This is a genomic window from Ruegeria sp. BG3, from assembly GCF_056538485.1.
Genome location: NZ_JBQFTE010000005.1, coordinates 108,670 through 125,557, shown reverse-complemented (window position 1 = coordinate 125,557; position 16,888 = coordinate 108,670). Strand labels below are relative to the sequence as shown.

Here is a 16,888-nt window from a genome sequence, read left to right as displayed (position 1 = left end):
GGGGATTTGTTGGAGAACTCAGGGCTCTGCTTTTGCGGGGCCTTTTTTTTGGAGACACGGAATGCCAATCAACTCCGTAGCAGAGTGGAACACCGATCAAACCCTTAACGTCGACGTTGGGGGATTTGGCATAATCCGCGAGTCAGTCGGGACAGTGAAGGTATTCGGCGGCAAGCTGCAAATCTACAACGACCATCATCTGTTAACAGAGGTTCATCTAACCGACAGGCAGAAGCTACAGCTTATCGCGGAACCGACAGACGAGCTTCGATATCCAAAACAACCATCCCCCCCGACTCGCCCCGGCTTCGCGCTTGCGGGCCTTCTTCTGTGGAATGGCAAGTCCTGTAATCAGTTTGTTTCCAATTTATTCGACAATATGCTCCAGAACCGTGGTACAACACGTGTTTTTTGTGAGTGAGACAGTTTTCTTGAATAAACAAAGCGTTATTTCCGATCTCTCAATCGTTGTGGGCCAGATGAGCAAGCTCAACCTCTCTAAGCGCCAAATGTTTACTAAGCTGGTAGCTGATGGATGGGCTGCGGGTGCTGTTATCAGCGTTCTCAAGATTCCAATGTGATTAAAAGACCGCTGTGATCAAATCTGAAAAGAGCCCGTCCGCTTCGGCTTGATCTTTGGTGCCTGTGGCTTTGCGCTTCTTTTTACCTGTAGTGGGATCGTCAAAGACGATTTCCCATTAAGAATCAGATCGTTGGCGCACATATGGGGCAGAGTTCTTCATAAGAACATCCTCGCGATTTAATGCAGCTCGTGCAATGTTGCACAAGTTGCAAGTTTCAATTTCCGCGTAAGTTCTTGATTTTATTGGTCGGAGTGAGAGGATTCGAACCTCCGACCCCTGCCTCCCGAAGACAGTGCTCTACCAGGCTGAGCTACACTCCGACCGTGGCGGCGGGTCTATACGCGTGGGTTGGGATGCGCAAGGGGGTTCTTGTGCGCGAAATCGGAAAAGTCTTGGCGCGCTCAGCCGGGTTGCGTTTAATGCACTATTGTAGAATCTCGGTTCTATACAGACGAATTTTCGTGCCGCCGTGATCGACGAACGGACCAGTGGGCAGAAAAGGCAGGCGCGTCGCGCGGGCGAGGGCAGGGGTGCTGGTGATGACGCCGACGCGCCAACCCTGGAAGCGGTTCATCAGCGTTTTGCCAAGGCTGCCATATAGCGAACGCAGACGTTTTTCGTCACCGATCCGTGCGCCGTATGGGGGATTCACGATGACTAGACCAGCGGGCCCATGGGGTGGTTTGATATCGCTGACTGAACGATGCTGAAAACGGGTGTGCTCCGCCACACCAGCCTGTTCGGCGTTGGCAGAGGCGGCCTCGACAGCGCCTGTGTTTCGGTCGGAGCCGTAGAACTGAAGGGGGCTTTCGGATGGGTGGCACGCGCTCCGCATTGCCTGCCATGCCGCTTTGTCGAACCCGGACAGCTGCTCGAAAGCGAAGGATCGCGAACGTCCCGGCGCCAGCCCAAGGGCGATCTCGGCGGCTTCAATGACAAAGGTGCCCGAGCCGCACATAGGGTCGACAACCGGCTCCGTCCCCTCGAACCCGCATTCACGCAGGAACATCGCAGCCATGGTCTCGCGCATGGGGGCCTTGGCAACAGCGGTTTTGTGACCGCGCTTGTGCAGCGGCTCGCCTGAACTGTCGATCGAAAGCGTGCAGAGATCCTTTTCGATGCGCAGTAGAACACGCAGATCGGCCTCGGGAGAAATCGCTGCGCCCAGGGTGTCAGAGATTGCGCCCTCAATACGCTGGCGCGCCGCCCCGGCATGGTAAATGCGAGACTTGCGGCTTGTAGCTTCGACCTTGACGGGCACGTCGGGGCGAAGAAAGTTCGACCAGGGAAACTTACGCGCGCGTTTATCCAGCTGGGCCAGATGGACGGCAGGAAAGCTGCCGATGCGCACCAGAACCTTGTTGGCACCGCGCAGGACAAGATTGGCCCGCAAGACCTCAGACCAGTTGCCCGTACAGCTGACGCCGCCCGGCACGATACGCGCGCCTGCGAATCCGTGTTGGGTGGCCTCGGCGCAGAGCGGGGTTTCGAGGCCCGGTGTTGCCACCAGGAAGATATCAAGATCGTGGGTCATGCTCATTTTTGTTGCTTACACCGGATGCGGCAGAGGTGCGACCGGCAAAATATCGGTGTGTTAGCGCCAATATGAACATTCGATTAAGACAAAGTGACAAACAATAGATAATTTCGAGCCTAACGGGTTTGCGTTTCTGGTCGTCGGCGCGTAAAGGACCGACATCAGACACACGCCTGCGGATTCCGACCAGCAAATAGCTCTTTGCGACCCGGTCGGTTTATCATCCGCGCTATCAGATGCCTCTTCTAATTGGGCGATGATAGCTGGCGCAGGAGAGAGGCTTGGAAGACAGTAGCGAGATGCAAACTTTCAAACTGAAAAAAGGGCTGGAATTGCCGATCGAGGGTGCCCCGGATCAAACGATCCAGCCAGGGCCGGAATTCAGCCAGGTTGCGGCTTTGGGCGGCGACTATTTGGGGTTGAAACCCCGCATGCTGGTGCAGGAAGGCGATGAGGTGCAGCGTGGCACCCCTCTGTTCTGCCACAAGGATATCCCCGAGGCGATGATGGTTGCCCCGATGACCGGCAAGGTCATTCAAATCAACCGTGGTGCGCGCCGCGTTTTGCAAAGCGTTGTGATTGAAATCTCCGACCCAAATGACGCGGGCGTCGATTTCTCGGGCGTGGGCAATGGCGACACGGCCGAGGGCGTGGCAGAGAAACTCTGCGCGGCGGGTCTTTGGACGGCGTTCCGCACACGGCCCTATTCGAAAATGCCGGGGCCCGACACCAAACCGGCGGCGATCTTTGTAACGGCGATGGACAGCGAACCGCTGGCAGCCGATGCCGCCGTAGTCATCGCCGATGCAGGGGAAGCCTTCGCCGCCGGTCTGGCGGCGGTTGCCAAGCTGTCGGATGGCAAGACCTACCTGTGCCACAAGGATGGCGACGCAATTTCCGGTGCAGACGTTGCCGGAGTGGAAATGGCGTCCTTCGCAGGTCCGCACCCTGCTGGCCTGGCGGGCACTCACATCCACTTCCTGGAGCCGCTTGCAGGCGACAAGCAGGTTTGGACCATCGGATATCAGGACGTCATCGCGATTGGTCGCCTGATGCAGTCCGGCCATCTGGACCCGAACATTGTGATCGCTCTGTCCGGGCCTGGCGCACGTCAGCCGCGTTTGATCCGCACCGCAATGGGTGCCTCGATCGATGAACTGACCAAGGATGAGATCAATGTGGACGGGACACCCCGGATTATTTCGGGTTCGGTTCTGTCGGGTACTCAGGCCGAGGGGCCGACGGCCTATCTGGGCCGGTTCGCGCGTCAGATCACCATCATACGGGAAGACCACGATCAGATTCCGATGGGCTGGATCCGTCCGATGCCCTCGAAATACTCGTTCCAACCGGTTCTGGGTTCGGCATGGTCCAATAAACTGTATAATCTGACCAGCAACCTGAATGGTGGCCGTCGCGCGATGGTGCCGACAGGTGTGTTCGAGCGGCTGATGCCGCAGGACTACCTGCCGACGCAGCTGCTGCGGGCCTTGCTTGTGATGGACACCGATACCGCTCAGGCACTGGGTGCATTGGAGCTGGACGAAGAGGATCTGGGCCTTGTCGGCTTTGCCTGTCCGGCGAAATACGAATATGGGCTGGCGCTTCGCGACTGCCTCGCCAAGATTGAAAAGGAGGGCTAATCCAAATGGGTTTGCGCAGCTTCTTTGATCGGATCGAGCCAAACTTTACCAAGGGCGGCAAGTACGAGAAGTACTTCCCCATCTACGAGATGGTGGAAAGCTTCATCTACACTCCGAAAACTGTAACCACCGCCGCGCCGCATGCTCGGTCGTATATCGACATGAAGCGGATCATGACCTACGTCGTGATCGCGACGATCCCCTGTATCCTGTGGGGGATGTACAATACCGGCTATCAGGCGAACTCGGCCATTGCGCTGTTGGGGCCTGAATCGGCGACCGGATGGCGGATTGCTCTGTTGCAGATGTTTGGTATCTCGCTGGACCCCTCCAGCGTCTTTGCCAACGTGATGCACGGGCTCACTTATTTCCTGCCGATCTACATCGTGACGCTTGTCGCGGGTGGTATCTTTGAGGTCATCTTTGCCACCGTGCGGGGCCACGAGGTGAACGAGGGTTTCCTTGTTACCTCAATGCTTTATACGCTGATCATGCCCGCAACCGCGCCTCTTTGGCAGGTGGCCTTGGGCATCATCTTCGGCGTCGTGATCGGGAAAGAAGTCTTTGGCGGCACCGGCAAGAACTTCCTGAACCCGGCTCTGGTCGGTCGTGCTTTCCTGTACTTTGCATACCCGGCGAGCATGTCCGGAGACACAGTCTGGACGCCGGTTGACGGCTTCTCGGGCGCAACCGCGCTGTCCGTCTCCGCGTCGCAGGGCTTTCAGGCGCTGGCCGCTGATGGCATCACCTGGTGGAACGCGTTCTTCGGCTCGATCCAAGGCAGTTTCGGTGAGACTTCGACCCTTGCCTGTATGATCGGTCTGGCCTTTCTGCTGGCCACTCGGATCGCCAACTACCGCCTGATTGTAGGCTGTCTAGCAGGCACGATCGGCTTTACCCTGCTGCTGAACCTAATTGGTTCGGACACGAACCCGATGTTCGCGATGCCTTGGTACTGGCACGTGGTCATTGGTGGGTATGCTTTCGGTCTGGCCTTCATGGTGACCGAGCCGGTTTCAGCCAGCCACACCAACATGGGCCGCTACATCTACGGCGCGCTGATCGGTATCATGGTTGTGATGATCCGTGTCATCAACCCGGCTTTCCCCGAAGGCATGATGCTTGCGATTCTGTTCGGCAACGTCTTTGCTCCGCTGATCGACTACTTCGTCGTTCAAGCCAACATCAAACGGAGGGCGCGTCGCCATGTCTGATACGCAATCCCCAGATCAAAACGAGGCACCTAAAGGCGCAATTGCCAAGTTTCTGGCAGCCTCGCCAGACTCTGTCGGCAAGACGATTATCATCGCGGTTGCTGTCTGTCTGGTCGCTTCGATGGTCGTGTCCGCAGCGGCCGTTAGCTTGCGCCCGGTGCAGGAGACCAACCGCCTGAAGGACAAACAGGTCAACGTTTTGCAGGTAGCGGGTGTCTATGAGCCTGGCATCGACGTGACCGAAGCCTTCGCCGCGTTTGAGCCTCATGTGCTGGAACTGGCGACTGGTGAGTTTGTCGACGATCAGTTTGATCCGGCCACATTCGACGATATCGCAGCCGCTAGCGACCCTGAGCTGAGCGTCGCGTTGGATGATGACCCGGCGGGCATTGGCCGCAAGTCGAACTACCGCGTGATCTACCTGCTGCGTGACGCTGCAGGTGATCTGGACAAGGTGATCCTGCCTCTGCACGGCTATGGCCTGTGGTCCACTCTCTATGGCTTTATCGCGCTGGAAAATAACGGCAACGATATCTATGGCCTGCAATTCTATCAGCACGGCGAAACCCCGGGCCTTGGGGCCGAGGTGGACAACCCGCGCTGGAAGGCCCTGTGGAATGGTAAGAAGCTGCGCGACGATAATGGTGATCTGCAAATCACCGTGTCGAAATCCCAGCCTGCCGCCGGACCCGACTTCTATATCGACGCCTTGGCGGGTGCCACTTTGACCTCGGTCGGTGTCGATAACCTGGTGAAATTCTGGATGGGCGATGCGGGTTACGCACCGTTTCTGGCCAAACTGCAAGCAGGAGAGCTCTGATGTCCCAGACCAAGAAAGAGATGCTGGTCGACCCGCTTGTCGACAACAACCCGATCACGTTGCAGGTGCTGGGCATTTGTTCGGCGCTGGCAGTGACCTCGTCGCTGCAGGTGTCGATGGTGATGGCGCTGGCGGTGATCTTCGTGACCTCGTTCTCGTCCTTCTTCATCTCATGCCTGCGCAACCAAATTCCCGGCTCGATCCGGATCATCGTGCAGATGGTGATCATCGCCTCGCTGGTGATCCTGGTGGACCAGATCCTCAAGGCCTATGCGTTTGAGATCTCGAAAACCCTGTCGGTTTTCGTCGGTCTGATCATCACCAACTGTATCGTGATGGGCCGCGCCGAGGCGTTTGCCATGAAGAACCCTCCGGTTGCGTCCTTTATCGACGGCATGGGCAACGGTATGGGCTACGGCCTGATCCTGCTGCTCGTCGGCTTCATTCGTGAGCTGTTCGGTGCCGGGTCGCTGTTCGGTGTCACCATTCTGGAGACCGTCAACAACGGCGGCTGGTACGTGCCCAACGGCATGTTGCTGCTACCCCCGTCGGCGTTCTTCATCATCGGTCTGATCATCTGGGCCTTCCGCACATGGAAGCCGAACCAGGTGGAAGAGCGTGAATACAAAATTCAGCAGGTAGAGGCCCACTGATGGAAGGTCTGATCTCACTGGCCGTAAAGGCCATCTTTGTCGAAAACCTTGCGCTCAGCTTCTTTCTGGGGATGTGTACCTTCATCGCCGTGTCGAAGAAGATCTCGACCGCGCTGGGTCTGGGGATATCGGTCATGGTCGTGCAGGCCATCACCGTTCCTGCCAACAATCTGCTGCTGAACTACCTTCTCAAGCCGGGTGCGCTGTCCTGGGCCGGGTTCCCGAATGTGGACCTGACCTTCCTTGGCCTGATCTCGTATATCGGCGTGATTGCGGCGATGGTTCAGATCCTCGAGATGGTTTTGGATAAGTACTTCCCGCCGCTCTACAACGCGCTGGGGATCTTCCTGCCGCTGATCACGGTGAACTGCGCCATCTTGGGTGGTTCGCTGTTCATGGTGGAACGGGATTACAACTTTGCCGAGGCAACCACCTATGGACTGTCTTCGGGCTTTGGGTGGGCACTGGCGATCACCGCAATGGCGGGCGTTCGTGAAAAGCTGAAATACTCGGACATTCCCGACGGTCTGCAAGGTCTGGGGATCACCTTCATCACCGCGGGTCTGATGGCGATGGCCTTCATGTCCTTCTCGGGCGTGAAGCTGTAAGGAGGGCAAAATGGAAACTTTTGGTTTAGGCGTCGCCCTTTTCACAGTGATCGTCATCGCGCTGGTGACGGTCATTCTGGCGGCCCGTTCGAAACTGGTCTCGACCGGTGATGTGAACATCACCATCAACGGCGAAAAGACTATCTCGGTCCCTGCCGGTGGCAAGCTGCTACAGACCTTGGCGGCCGAAAAACTCTTCGTTCCGTCTGCCTGTGGTGGCGGTGGTACCTGCGCGCAGTGTCGGGTAAAGGTGCATTCCGGTGGCGGGTCGATCCTGCCGACCGAGGAAAGCCACATCACCAAGCGTGAGGCCTCCTGTGGTGACCGTCTGTCCTGTCAGGTTGCGGTCAAGCAGGACATGGACATCGAAGTCCCCGAGGAAGTCTTTGGTGTCAAGAAATGGGAATGCACCGTTCGCTCGAACGAGAACGTGGCGACCTTCATCAAGGCTCTGACGCTGGACCTGCCCGAAGGCGAGGACGTGAACTTCCGCGCGGGTGGTTACATTCAGATCGAAGCCCCCGCGCACCAGTTGAAATACACCGATTTCGACGTGGAAGAGGAATATCGCGAGGACTGGGATCGCTTTAATCTGTGGCAGTATGAGTCTGTCGTCGCTGAACCGATTGAGCGTGCCTACTCCATGGCGAACTATCCGGACGAAAAGGGCATGATCATGCTTAACGTCCGTGTTGCCTCGCCCCCTCCGGGATCCGATGGCATCCCTCCGGGTCAGATGTCGTCCTACATCTTCAACCTGAAACCGGGTGACAAGGTCACCATCTCCGGCCCGTTCGGTGAGTTTTTCGCCCGCGAAACCCAAAAAGAGATGGTCTTTATCGGCGGTGGCGCTGGCATGGCGCCCATGCGCAGCCACATCTTCGACCAGCTCAAGCGTCTGGAAAACCGCGATCGCAAGATCAGCTTCTGGTACGGTGCCCGGTCGAAGAAAGAGATGTTCTTTGTCGAGGATTTCGACCAGCTGGCCGAAGAGTTCGACAATTTCGATTGGCACGTCGCCTTGTCGGACGCGCAGCCCGAGGACGATTGGAAGGGCTATACCGGCTTCATCCACAACGTTCTGTTCGAGGAATACCTCAAGAACCACCCCGCGCCCGAAGACTGCGAGTTCTATATGTGTGGCCCTCCAATCATGAACCAGTCGGTCATCAACATGCTGCTGGATCTGGGCGTGGACCGCGAAGACATCATGCTCGACGATTTCGGCGGGTAAAAAAATAAACCGGCGCATTTTGCGCCGGTTTTCTTTTGTGGAACTGGGTTAGAGCCTCAAGTCACTCGCGTCCTTTGGCAGGCAGGACTTGATGTCGAATACCACGCTGTTGGGTTTGCCGAAAGCTCGGAATGTTGAGGGATCAGCGTCTTTGTATTCCTGATGCGCGACGGCCAGAACGACTGCATCATAAGTTCCGTCTTGAGGGGAACTTGAAAGCGAGAGGCCGTATTCAGCCTCGGCTGCGGCGGGGTCGGCATGGGGATCGTGGACATCAACGCTGATGCCATAGCTCTGCAATTCCTCAATGATATCAACGACGCGCGTGTTCCGCAGGTCCGGACAGTTTTCCTTGAAGGTCAGGCCCAGAACCAGAACCCGTGCCGCGCCGACGTTTATGCCGTTGCGGGTCATGCGTTTGACCAGTTGAGACACAACGTAACTGCCCATCCGATCGTTCAGCCGCCGCCCAGCAAGAATGATCTGAGGGTGATGGCCCACGGCCTCGGCCTTGTGGGTCAGGTAGTAGGGGTCCACGCCTATGCAGTGCCCGCCGACCAGACCGGGGCGGAAAGGCAGGAAGTTCCACTTGGTTCCCGCCGCGCGCAAAACGGCCTCGGTGTCGATCTCCATCCGACCGAAGATCATCGCCAGCTCGTTCACAAGCGCGATGTTCAGGTCGCGCTGGGTATTTTCAATCACCTTTGCAGCCTCAGCCACGCGGATGCTTTCAGCTTTGTGCGTTCCGGCAGTGATGATCCGCGCATAAAGCGCATCGACCAGATCCGCCACCTGCGGGGTCGAGCCCGAGGTCACCTTGCAGATATCCGCGATCCGATGGGTCTTGTCGCCGGGATTGATCCGTTCGGGACTGTAGCCGGCAAAGAAATCAGTGTTGAAACTCAGGCCCGAGGTACGCTCCAGCACTGGCACACAATCTTCCTCGGTCGCGCCGGGATAGACGGTGGATTCGTAGATCACCAGATCGCCGGGTTTGAGGGCCATTCCCACGGTTTCTGAGGCCGCGAGTAGAGGTGTCAAATCAGGTTGTTTGCCTGCGGTGATTGGGGTGGGCACTGTGACGATGAAGGTGTCGCATGCCGCAAGGTCGGACGCTTGCGTGGTGAAACTCAGGCCCGATGCGGCGGCAAGGTCTTCGGGCTCGACCTCTTGCGTTGCGTCCATGCCATTTCGCAAGGCGTCGATACGTGCCGCGTTGATATCAAACCCGACCACGGGGCCGATTTTTCCAAAAGCGACCGCCAGCGGCAGGCCGACATAGCCCAACCCAATCACGGCGATTTTGCGGGCGTCAGGATTGGTTTCCAGCATTCCGGTCTTGGCCCTCTACTTGCCGTGATAGTCGCGGAACCACGCGACAAACTGCGCAATCCCGTCTTTGAAATTGGTTTCCGGGCGATACCCTGTCAGGCGTTGCAACAGGTCAGTATTGGCCCATGTGGCGGGGACGTCGCCCATTTGCATGGGCATGTAGTTGCGGATGGCCTTTTTCCCGACCGCCGCCTCAATGGCTTCGATGAAATCCAACAGGCGCACCTTGTCACCATTGCCGATATTGACAACGCGGTATGGCGCGACCGGAGACAGGCTGTCGCCGTTTTCGATTTCATCCGCATTGGCAGGTCGCACCGGAGGCACGTCGATCAACAAACGGATGCCACAGACCAGATCCTCGACATTGGTAAAGTCACGATACATGTCGCCGTGGTTGTAGATATCAATCGGGCGATCCTCGAGGATCGCGTCCACGAACTTGTACAGCGCCAGATCGGGCCGCCCCCAGGTGCCATAGACTGTGAAGAACCGGAACGTGGTGGTTGGTAGCTCCCAAAGATGTGCATAGGAGTGCGCCATCGCCTCATTGGCCTTCTTGGTCGCTGCGTAGATCGTCAGCTGCGTGTCGGCCTTTTCAACCTCGGTAAAGGGCATGTCCTCATTCGCGCCATAGACCGAAGAGGTCGAGGCCATCAGAAGGTGCTGAACCTTGAGCTGGCGCGCGACCTCCATCACGTTGAAGGTGCCGACGACGTTTGAGTTGATGTAACTGCGCGGCTCTTCAAGGCTGTAGCGCACACCGGCCTGAGCGGCGAGGTGGATGATCACCTCGGGCTGAAATTCATCCGCGACCTGCATCAGCCGTTCATGGTTTTCCAGCATGTCCTCAATGGTGGTAAAGCCGGGATTTTGCAGCAACATCTGGTGGCGGCGTTGCTTAAGGGCGACGTCGTAGTAGTCGGTCATCCCGTCATAGCCATGCACACGGAACCCTTCGGACAGCAACAGCTTCGCCAGGTGAAAGCCAATAAATCCGGCCGTGCCCGTGATCAAAACCCGCTTCATACATCCCTCACACTTCGGCGACCCGTCTGCACTGTCTATCAAGGTTGCGCGCCCATTGGTCAACCGCCCGTTTCCGGACCGATTGCTGATTGTCCGTGGCCGCCGGTCAGAGTAGAGGTCATTGCATGGTGAAGGGCTGGATCAGAGGGCTGCTTGGGCCGGGCGGAATGCGCGGCGCGGATGTGTCGGGCATAAGGCCCGAGGCGCCTTTCGTGGCCGTCGGAGATATCCACGGACGTCTGGATCTGTTGCAAGCCCTGCTGCCGAAGCTCGATGAGGGCCTGCCCTGGGTGTTTGTTGGTGACTATATCGACCGGGGCGACTACAGCGCGCAGGTGTTGCGGCAGTTGAAACACCTGAGCTTGACCTCGAATGGGCGGGTAACCTGCCTGCTGGGCAATCACGAAGAGATGTTGCTGCGGTTTCTCGAAGACCCGTTCGGCATAGGCCCACTTTGGATGAACAACGGGGGCGTCCAGACGCTTGCCTCCTTTGGCATTAAGGAATTCGACGCCGATAAGGGCGATCTGGCAGAGCGTTTGCGCATTGCCATGGGGCATGAGCTTGTGGACTGGCTGTCGGAGCGCCCGTTGATGTGGACCAGCGGCAATGTCTCGGTCGTTCATGCCGCTCTGGACCCTCGGGCATCAGCGGAAAAACAGGACCGGAAAACCTGTCTTTGGGGCCATCCCAAGTTCCGACAGCAGCCGCGCCGGGATGGTCAATGGGTGGTGCATGGGCACACGATCGTGGATCAGGCCGAGGTTCGGGACGGGGTGATTTCGATCGACACCGGCGCTTTCGCGACAAACTGCCTGACCGCTGCTGAGTTGTACCCCGGAGGGGTCACGTTCACGGCAACAGCTTAGCTTGTCTGGCCCGAGGCGTCAGGTCGCCGCGGGCCGGGTTGCTTTAGCCCACGATCATCTGCTTCATGCGCAGCGCTTCGTATTCCAGCTCTTTCAGACGGAAATGCACGACGTCACCGATGGTGATCATGCCGCACAACAGACCATCGCGGACGACTGGCATATGACGGAACCGGCCTTCGGTCATGGTTTTCAGAACCGCATTCAACGTATCGTCGGGCGAGCAACTCTGAACCTCCTTGGTCATGAGATCCTCGACCGATTGCGGCAGGGTCTGGCCGGGCGTGTCAGCCATACGGCGCACGATGTCACGCTCGGACAGGATGCCCTGCAGCGCTCCGTTCTGATCAGTGACCAAAACGGCACCGATGTGTTTTTCCTTGAGAATATTGACCACCGTGTGGATCGTCTCGTTCGGACGGACCGAGAACACCGCGTCGCCTTTCCCCTCAAGCAGTTTCGCCACGGTCGTCTGCGACTGCGACAGGTTCGATCCCGTCGACTGGCTGTAGGTGGACTTGTCCTGCTTGTCGCCGCGTGTGGGGGCCTGGTATGAGGTTGGGGCCATGGGCAATCTCCTTTTTGGTTCTTGCAAAGTCTTTCCCTTTCACCTTAGCGCAGCTAAATGGCCTGTATAGGGTGCAAATGCCCGCATCGGCGAAAACCCGGAGTCCTAGCCTTTGAGTGAAATCTATCTGACACCCCCCATTGCGGCGCTGATTTTCTTTGTTGTGGTCGTCTGCGGCCATAATTTCCGGATGGTGTGGAAACAGCAGCCGGACGGGTGGCTGAAGCGGGCCTGGCTGTTCGGGCTTCCAGCCGGGATCGGCCTTTTGATGTTGGGCTTTTTGCCGCTAAAGCTGTGAAGCCGGTTTGACTCTGACCGGGGTGGCTGGCATATGCCGGGCACTGCTTTTCCCGGAGACTGATCCATGCGTCTACTGCCTGCGCTGGCCCTTGCCGCCCTTTTGACTGGCTGCCTGTTCGACAAGGAACCCGATGTGGTGCGCCTGTCGGGTGAGACCATGGGCACGACCTTCAATGTTACCGCGATTGGCGAGGATCTGGACGAAACCGCGTTGGCTGCATCGGTCGAAGAGACTCTGGCCGCAGTTAACGCCAAGATGTCGAACTGGGATCCGAATTCCGAGGTTTCGACCTTCTCGGCGTCCGACAGCACCGACCCGGTTGCTGTATCAGAGGAATTCGCGCTGGTTCTGGCCGCTGCAAATGACGTCCACGACAAAACCGATGGAGCCTTTGACGTCACCCTCGGCCCATTGATCGAGCTGTGGGGCTTTGGCCCGCGCAAACCCGAAGACCCTGTGCCGTCGGATGCTGATATCGAGGCCGCGCTGGCAGGCGTTGGACAAAATCGGCTTTTGACGCTGGATGCTGAGGCAGGAACGCTGGCAAAATCCGAACCTGGCGTTGGGATCAATCTGTCGGCTATCGCTAAAGGCTATGGCATTGACGCCGTCGCCGAGACCTTGCGGGACGCAGGCATCGAAAACTATCTGGTCGAGATCGGCGGTGATCTGGTCTCAAAAGGCGAGAACGACAAGGGCGAAACTTGGCAGATCGGGATCGAAAAGCCTCAGGCCGGGTCCCAGAGCCTGCAGTTGATCGTGTCGCTGGACGATCGCGGTATGGCCAGTTCGGGCGATTACAAGAACTACTTCGAACAAGACGGCGTGCGCTATTCGCATATCATCGACCCGACAACCGGGCGTCCGATCACGCACCGGACGACCTCGGTCACGGTTCTGGCGGAAACCGCCATGATGGCGGATGCCTGGGCGACTGCAATGCTGGCGCTTGGTCAGGAAAAGGGTATGCAACTGGCCGAAGAGCATAAACTTGCCGTGTATTTCATCTCGCGGGATGTGACAGGCGGCGATGATGCCTATATAACTTCGCACAGCAGCGCGTTCAAAGACGCACTGGGCACCAACTGATTGGTAGGAACCGAAATGAGCACATTCATTCTGGCCTTTATTCTTCTGTCTCTGGTCATGGTCGGCATGTCGCTGGGTGTGATGTTGATGGGTAAAACCATCAAAGGCAGCTGCGGCGGTTTGAACGCGATCTCGGGCGCGGATAAATGCGTGGTCTGCCAAAAGGACATCGACCCGGACAGCCCTCTGCGCGATCAGCTGCAATGCAAACGCGCCAAGAAGATGTTGGAGCAGATGGAGCGTCAGGCCTAATCAGCATTTGCGCTGCCCTTCGGGAATTGGCTAGATAGCCTCCGGACCAGACCGGAGGCGCATGTGGCCAAAGCCAAGAATATCCTGTTCATCATGTTCGACCAGCTGCGCTGGGATTACCTGAGCTGCTACGGGCATCCGCATCTGCACACCCCGAATATCGACCGTCTGGCCGCGCAGGGTGTGCGATTCAATCGCGCCTATATCCAATCGCCGATCTGCGGCAGTTCGCGCATGTCAACCTATACGGGACGGTATGTGCATTCGCATGGTGCCTCGTGGAACGGGATCCCGTTGAAAGTCGGCGAGATGACCATGGGAGACCACCTGCGCAAGGCGGGGATGGAATGCTGGCTGGTTGGTAAAACCCATATGCGCGCAGATGCGGAGGGCATGGCGCGGCTCGGCCTTGAACCGGATAGCCTGATTGGTGCCCGTGTGGCGGAATGCGGCTTTGACGTGTTCGAACGCGATGACGGGATGCGCCCTGAAGGGCCGGATGGGTTTTATGACCCCGATGGGGCCAAGGCCTACAATGAGTATCTGCGAGACAAAGGTTATGAAAGCGACAACCCCTGGCATGACTTCGCAAATTCCGGGTTGGACGCAGATGGCAATGTTCTGTCTGGCTGGTTCCTGAAAAACTCGTCCGAGGCTGCGAACATTGCCGAAAAAGACAGCGAGACTCCCTATCTGACCGGGCGCGGGATCGAGTTCATGGAGACCCATGACGCCCCATGGTGCTGCCATCTGAGCTTCATCAAACCGCACTGGCCCTATATCGTGCCAGAGCCATATACCTCGATGTACGGACCTGAGCATGTGCTGCCGGTGGTGCGATCCGACGAGGAACGCCAGAAAGCGCACCCGGTATTGAAAGCGTTCATGGAGACCAAAATCGGTGAGACCTTCTCGCGCCAGGATGTGCGTGAGGCGGTGATCCCGGCCTATATGGGCCTAATCAAGCAGGCCGATGATCAAATGGGCCGGTTGTTCGACTGGATGGAGCAGACCGGTCGGATGGACGATACGATGATCGTCCTGACTTCGGATCACGGGGATTTTCTCGGCGACCATTGGATGGGCGAAAAGACGTTCTTCCACGATACCTCGACCAAAATGCCGCTGATTATCTACGATCCCTCGTCCGAGGCCGACGCGACCCGAGGCATGGTGAACGATGCGCTGGTCGAATCCATTGATCTTGCTCCGACATTTGTCGAGGTGGCCGAAGGCGACGTCGCCAGCCATATCCTCGAAGGCCATTCCCTGTTGCCGATCCTGCATGGACAGGCGCAGGAGCTGCCTCGGGATGTGGTGATCTGCGAATACGACTATTCCGCGTCGCCAATTGCCAAGCGGATGAACGCCTCGGTCCGCGATGCGGTGATGTTTATGGTCGCCAACAAACGCTGGAAGCTGATCCATTGTGAGGGCGGGAACCGTCCGATTCTGTTCGATCTGGAAAACGACCCGGAAGAGCTGGTTGATCTGGGCGACAGCGAAGATCATGCCGAGGTGATCGGAGAAATGTATGACCACCTGTTTGCCTGGGCGCGCCGCCCGTCACAGCGCACGACGCGGTCTGAACAGCAGTTGATCGAGATGCGAACCAAAAGCCGGGGCAGGGGGGTCGTAGTCGGGATCTACGACGAAAATGACATGCCGTTGGACCTGACGGTCAAATACCGAAACCGCAAAGCCAAGCCGTACAAGAGTTATCTGAAGGACTAGCTGCGCCGCGCTTTCCACTGAACATACCGGGCCATGCCGCGTTCTAGCAGGTTCGGGGCTTTGCCGTCATCCAGATGCAAATCTCCTCCACCAGCCCGGTACATCTCGGCAAACACATCCAGCACCTTGGATTTCACCATGCCGCGCAGCGGGACATGGGCCATCATGCCATAGGTCGCGGCCCCTCCGGTATTTGCGAGCTCGGGGTTGGCGCGAACGGTCGCAACCGCCTGGGCTAGATCGCTCAGGTATTCATCGGTGACATGCCGGTGTTTGGCGGTGACCATGCAGTGTATGCCGTCGGGGTTCTGAACGCGGTTGATGCTCCAACCGGCGCGCTCCAACTGGTCCGCCACGGCATAGATGTTCAGTTGCGGATCGGTTGAACCATAGGCCAGCAACGGTCCCTGTGGGTTCCCCAGAATGCGCAGGCCGTCTATCGCCGCTATTCCCGCCTTCAACGTCTCGACCGCTTCGGTCGTCTCTTTCGCCAACCGGCAATAGCCGTCTTCGCCCAGTTTCTGCATCACCGCCCAGGCGGCGGCATAGGCTCCGCCCGGTCTGGTACCCAGCAGGGCGGGTGAGGCAAAGACCCCTCCGGGCCAGTCCTGACAGACGAACATCTGGTGCTTCAACAGGTCCAGATTGCGATAGAGGATGGTCGACGCCCCCTTGGCCGCATAACCGTATTTGTGCAGATCGGCCGAGATGGACGTCACCCCCGGCACCCGGAAATCCCAATCGGGCAGGTCAACGCCGTTCCGCTCCATGAAGGGCAGGATCAGCCCGCCGACGCAGGCGTCGATATGCAAGGGGATGCCTTTGGACTGCGCGATTGCGCCCATCTCGGCGATTGGATCAATGGTTCCATGCGGGTATTCCGGCGCGGAACCGAGGATCATCACCGTGCCCGCGTCAATCATCCTTCTAAGTTTGGAGATATCGGTGGCGTAGTCCGGTGTCATCGGCAAAAGGCGCGCCTTGACGCCGAAATATTCGGCCGCCTTGAACCATGCGACATGCGCGGTCTTGGGCAGGATCATGTTCGGGCGGGTCACCTTGCGCTTTTTGCGCGCCATGTCCCGGTAGGTTTTGACCGCCATCAGGCAGCTCTCGGTGCCGCCCGCAGTGACCACGCCGCAGGTGTCCGGTCCACCCTTCAGCAACCCAGCCATGGTTGAGATGATCTGCGTCTCCATCCGCTTGAGGCTTTGGAACGCGGCCGGGTTCAGCCCGTTGGCCGAGGAGAACGCGCTATAGGCCTTGGCTGTGAAGGCGTCGTGGTCATCGTCCAGATGATACACAAGGCTCCACGTCCGGCCCTCGCGGTAATTCGGGTCGTTTTCGGCAAAGGATTTTAACTGGTCCAGGATCTCGCCCTCGGGGCGGCCTGTCTCTGGCAATTTCTGATGATCCATATC

At 58.0% G+C, this 16,888-nt stretch carries 17 protein-coding genes and 1 tRNA gene; 12 read left to right on the top strand and 6 right to left on the bottom strand.

The window, feature by feature from the left end; translation table 11 throughout:
• Nucleotides 1-61: 61 nt before the first annotated feature.
• Nucleotides 62-421: a hypothetical protein gene (locus tag ACR0AI_RS09630; RefSeq protein WP_480673626.1), complete on the top strand. Its 360-nt coding sequence runs from the start codon at nt 62-64 to the stop codon at nt 419-421.
• Nucleotides 422-827: 406 nt separating this feature from the next.
• Here the strand turns inward: ACR0AI_RS09630 and ACR0AI_RS09625 are convergent.
• Together ACR0AI_RS09625 and ACR0AI_RS09620 are read right to left on the bottom strand one after the other, a co-directional pair.
• Nucleotides 828-904 (bottom strand) — tRNA-Pro (locus tag ACR0AI_RS09625).
• 104 nt (nt 905-1,008) lie between these two features.
• A complete protein-coding gene (locus ACR0AI_RS09620) occupies nt 1,009-2,124 on the bottom strand; it encodes a THUMP domain-containing class I SAM-dependent RNA methyltransferase (RefSeq protein ID WP_480673628.1) in 1,116 nt (371 codons plus the stop codon).
• A gap of 296 nt (nt 2,125-2,420) precedes the next feature.
• Here ACR0AI_RS09620 and ACR0AI_RS09615 point away from each other — a divergent pair, with 296 nt between their 5' ends.
• Genes ACR0AI_RS09615 through nqrF form a run of 6 tightly spaced genes read left to right on the top strand, consistent with a single transcriptional unit; the run spans nt 2,421 to nt 8,293 of the window.
• Nucleotides 2,421-3,764, top strand: a complete 1,344-nt coding sequence (locus ACR0AI_RS09615; RefSeq protein ID WP_480673630.1) for a Na(+)-translocating NADH-quinone reductase subunit A — start codon at nt 2,421-2,423, stop codon at nt 3,762-3,764.
• Nucleotides 3,765-3,769: 5 nt separating this feature from the next.
• Entirely contained in the window at nt 3,770-4,978 is a 1,209-nt protein-coding gene (locus ACR0AI_RS09610; protein ID WP_170472437.1) for an NADH:ubiquinone reductase (Na(+)-transporting) subunit B, read from the top strand.
• On the top strand, nt 4,971-5,798 hold the full coding sequence (locus ACR0AI_RS09605; RefSeq protein WP_480673632.1) for a Na(+)-translocating NADH-quinone reductase subunit C: 828 nt from the start codon (nt 4,971-4,973) through the stop codon (nt 5,796-5,798). The genes ACR0AI_RS09610 and ACR0AI_RS09605 overlap by 8 nt, the downstream gene beginning before the upstream one ends.
• On the top strand, nt 5,798-6,451 hold the full coding sequence (locus ACR0AI_RS09600) for an NADH:ubiquinone reductase (Na(+)-transporting) subunit D (RefSeq protein ID WP_152460184.1): 654 nt from the start codon (nt 5,798-5,800) through the stop codon (nt 6,449-6,451). Before ACR0AI_RS09605 ends, ACR0AI_RS09600 begins: the two co-directional genes overlap by 1 nt.
• Nucleotides 6,451-7,059: an NADH:ubiquinone reductase (Na(+)-transporting) subunit E gene (gene nqrE, locus ACR0AI_RS09595; RefSeq protein WP_170377273.1), complete on the top strand. Its 609-nt coding sequence runs from the start codon at nt 6,451-6,453 to the stop codon at nt 7,057-7,059. The genes ACR0AI_RS09600 and nqrE overlap by 1 nt, the downstream gene beginning before the upstream one ends.
• Nucleotides 7,060-7,069: 10 nt before the next feature.
• Nucleotides 7,070-8,293 (top strand): NADH:ubiquinone reductase (Na(+)-transporting) subunit F, encoded by a 1,224-nt coding sequence (gene nqrF, locus ACR0AI_RS09590; protein ID WP_480673634.1) that lies wholly within the window; start codon nt 7,070-7,072, stop codon nt 8,291-8,293.
• Nucleotides 8,294-8,341: 48 nt separating this feature from the next.
• On the opposite strand, the gene tviB is transcribed toward nqrF, so the two are convergent.
• The gene (gene tviB, locus ACR0AI_RS09585) at nt 8,342-9,625 is read right to left on the bottom strand and encodes a Vi polysaccharide biosynthesis UDP-N-acetylglucosamine C-6 dehydrogenase TviB (protein ID WP_480673636.1); all 1,284 of its coding nucleotides are present in this window, start codon (nt 9,623-9,625) and stop codon (nt 8,342-8,344) included.
• Between the two features lie 15 nt (nt 9,626-9,640).
• On the bottom strand, nt 9,641-10,654 hold the full coding sequence (locus tag ACR0AI_RS09580) for an SDR family NAD(P)-dependent oxidoreductase (protein ID WP_480673638.1): 1,014 nt from the start codon (nt 10,652-10,654) through the stop codon (nt 9,641-9,643).
• Between the two features lie 125 nt (nt 10,655-10,779).
• Here ACR0AI_RS09580 and ACR0AI_RS09575 point away from each other — a divergent pair, with 125 nt between their 5' ends.
• The gene (locus ACR0AI_RS09575; RefSeq protein WP_480673640.1) at nt 10,780-11,523 is read left to right on the top strand and encodes a metallophosphoesterase; all 744 of its coding nucleotides are present in this window, start codon (nt 10,780-10,782) and stop codon (nt 11,521-11,523) included.
• A 43-nt stretch (nt 11,524-11,566) separates the two neighbouring features.
• Here ACR0AI_RS09575 and ACR0AI_RS09570 read toward each other — a convergent pair whose 3' ends face one another.
• Nucleotides 11,567-12,091, bottom strand: coding sequence for a CBS domain-containing protein (locus ACR0AI_RS09570; protein ID WP_170472451.1), 525 nt, complete (start codon nt 12,089-12,091; stop codon nt 11,567-11,569).
• Nucleotides 12,092-12,203: 112 nt separating this feature from the next.
• Between ACR0AI_RS09570 and ACR0AI_RS09565 the strand changes: the two genes are divergently transcribed.
• From ACR0AI_RS09565 to ACR0AI_RS09550, 4 genes are all read left to right on the top strand, one after another.
• Entirely contained in the window at nt 12,204-12,389 is a 186-nt protein-coding gene (locus ACR0AI_RS09565) for a hypothetical protein (RefSeq protein WP_480673642.1), read from the top strand.
• A 66-nt stretch (nt 12,390-12,455) separates the two neighbouring features.
• On the top strand, nt 12,456-13,481 hold the full coding sequence (locus tag ACR0AI_RS09560) for an FAD:protein FMN transferase (protein ID WP_480673644.1): 1,026 nt from the start codon (nt 12,456-12,458) through the stop codon (nt 13,479-13,481).
• 15 nt (nt 13,482-13,496) lie between these two features.
• On the top strand, nt 13,497-13,733 hold the full coding sequence (nqrM, locus tag ACR0AI_RS09555) for a (Na+)-NQR maturation NqrM (RefSeq protein ID WP_170377292.1): 237 nt from the start codon (nt 13,497-13,499) through the stop codon (nt 13,731-13,733).
• A gap of 63 nt (nt 13,734-13,796) precedes the next feature.
• Complete coding sequence (locus ACR0AI_RS09550) at nt 13,797-15,467, top strand: sulfatase-like hydrolase/transferase (RefSeq protein WP_480673647.1); 1,671 nt, start codon at nt 13,797-13,799, stop codon at nt 15,465-15,467.
• On the opposite strand, the gene ACR0AI_RS09545 is transcribed toward ACR0AI_RS09550, so the two are convergent.
• A complete protein-coding gene (locus ACR0AI_RS09545; protein WP_480673649.1) occupies nt 15,464-16,885 on the bottom strand; it encodes a pyridoxal phosphate-dependent decarboxylase family protein in 1,422 nt (473 codons plus the stop codon). The genes ACR0AI_RS09550 and ACR0AI_RS09545 overlap by 4 nt on opposite strands.
• Nucleotides 16,886-16,888 lie beyond the last annotated feature (3 nt).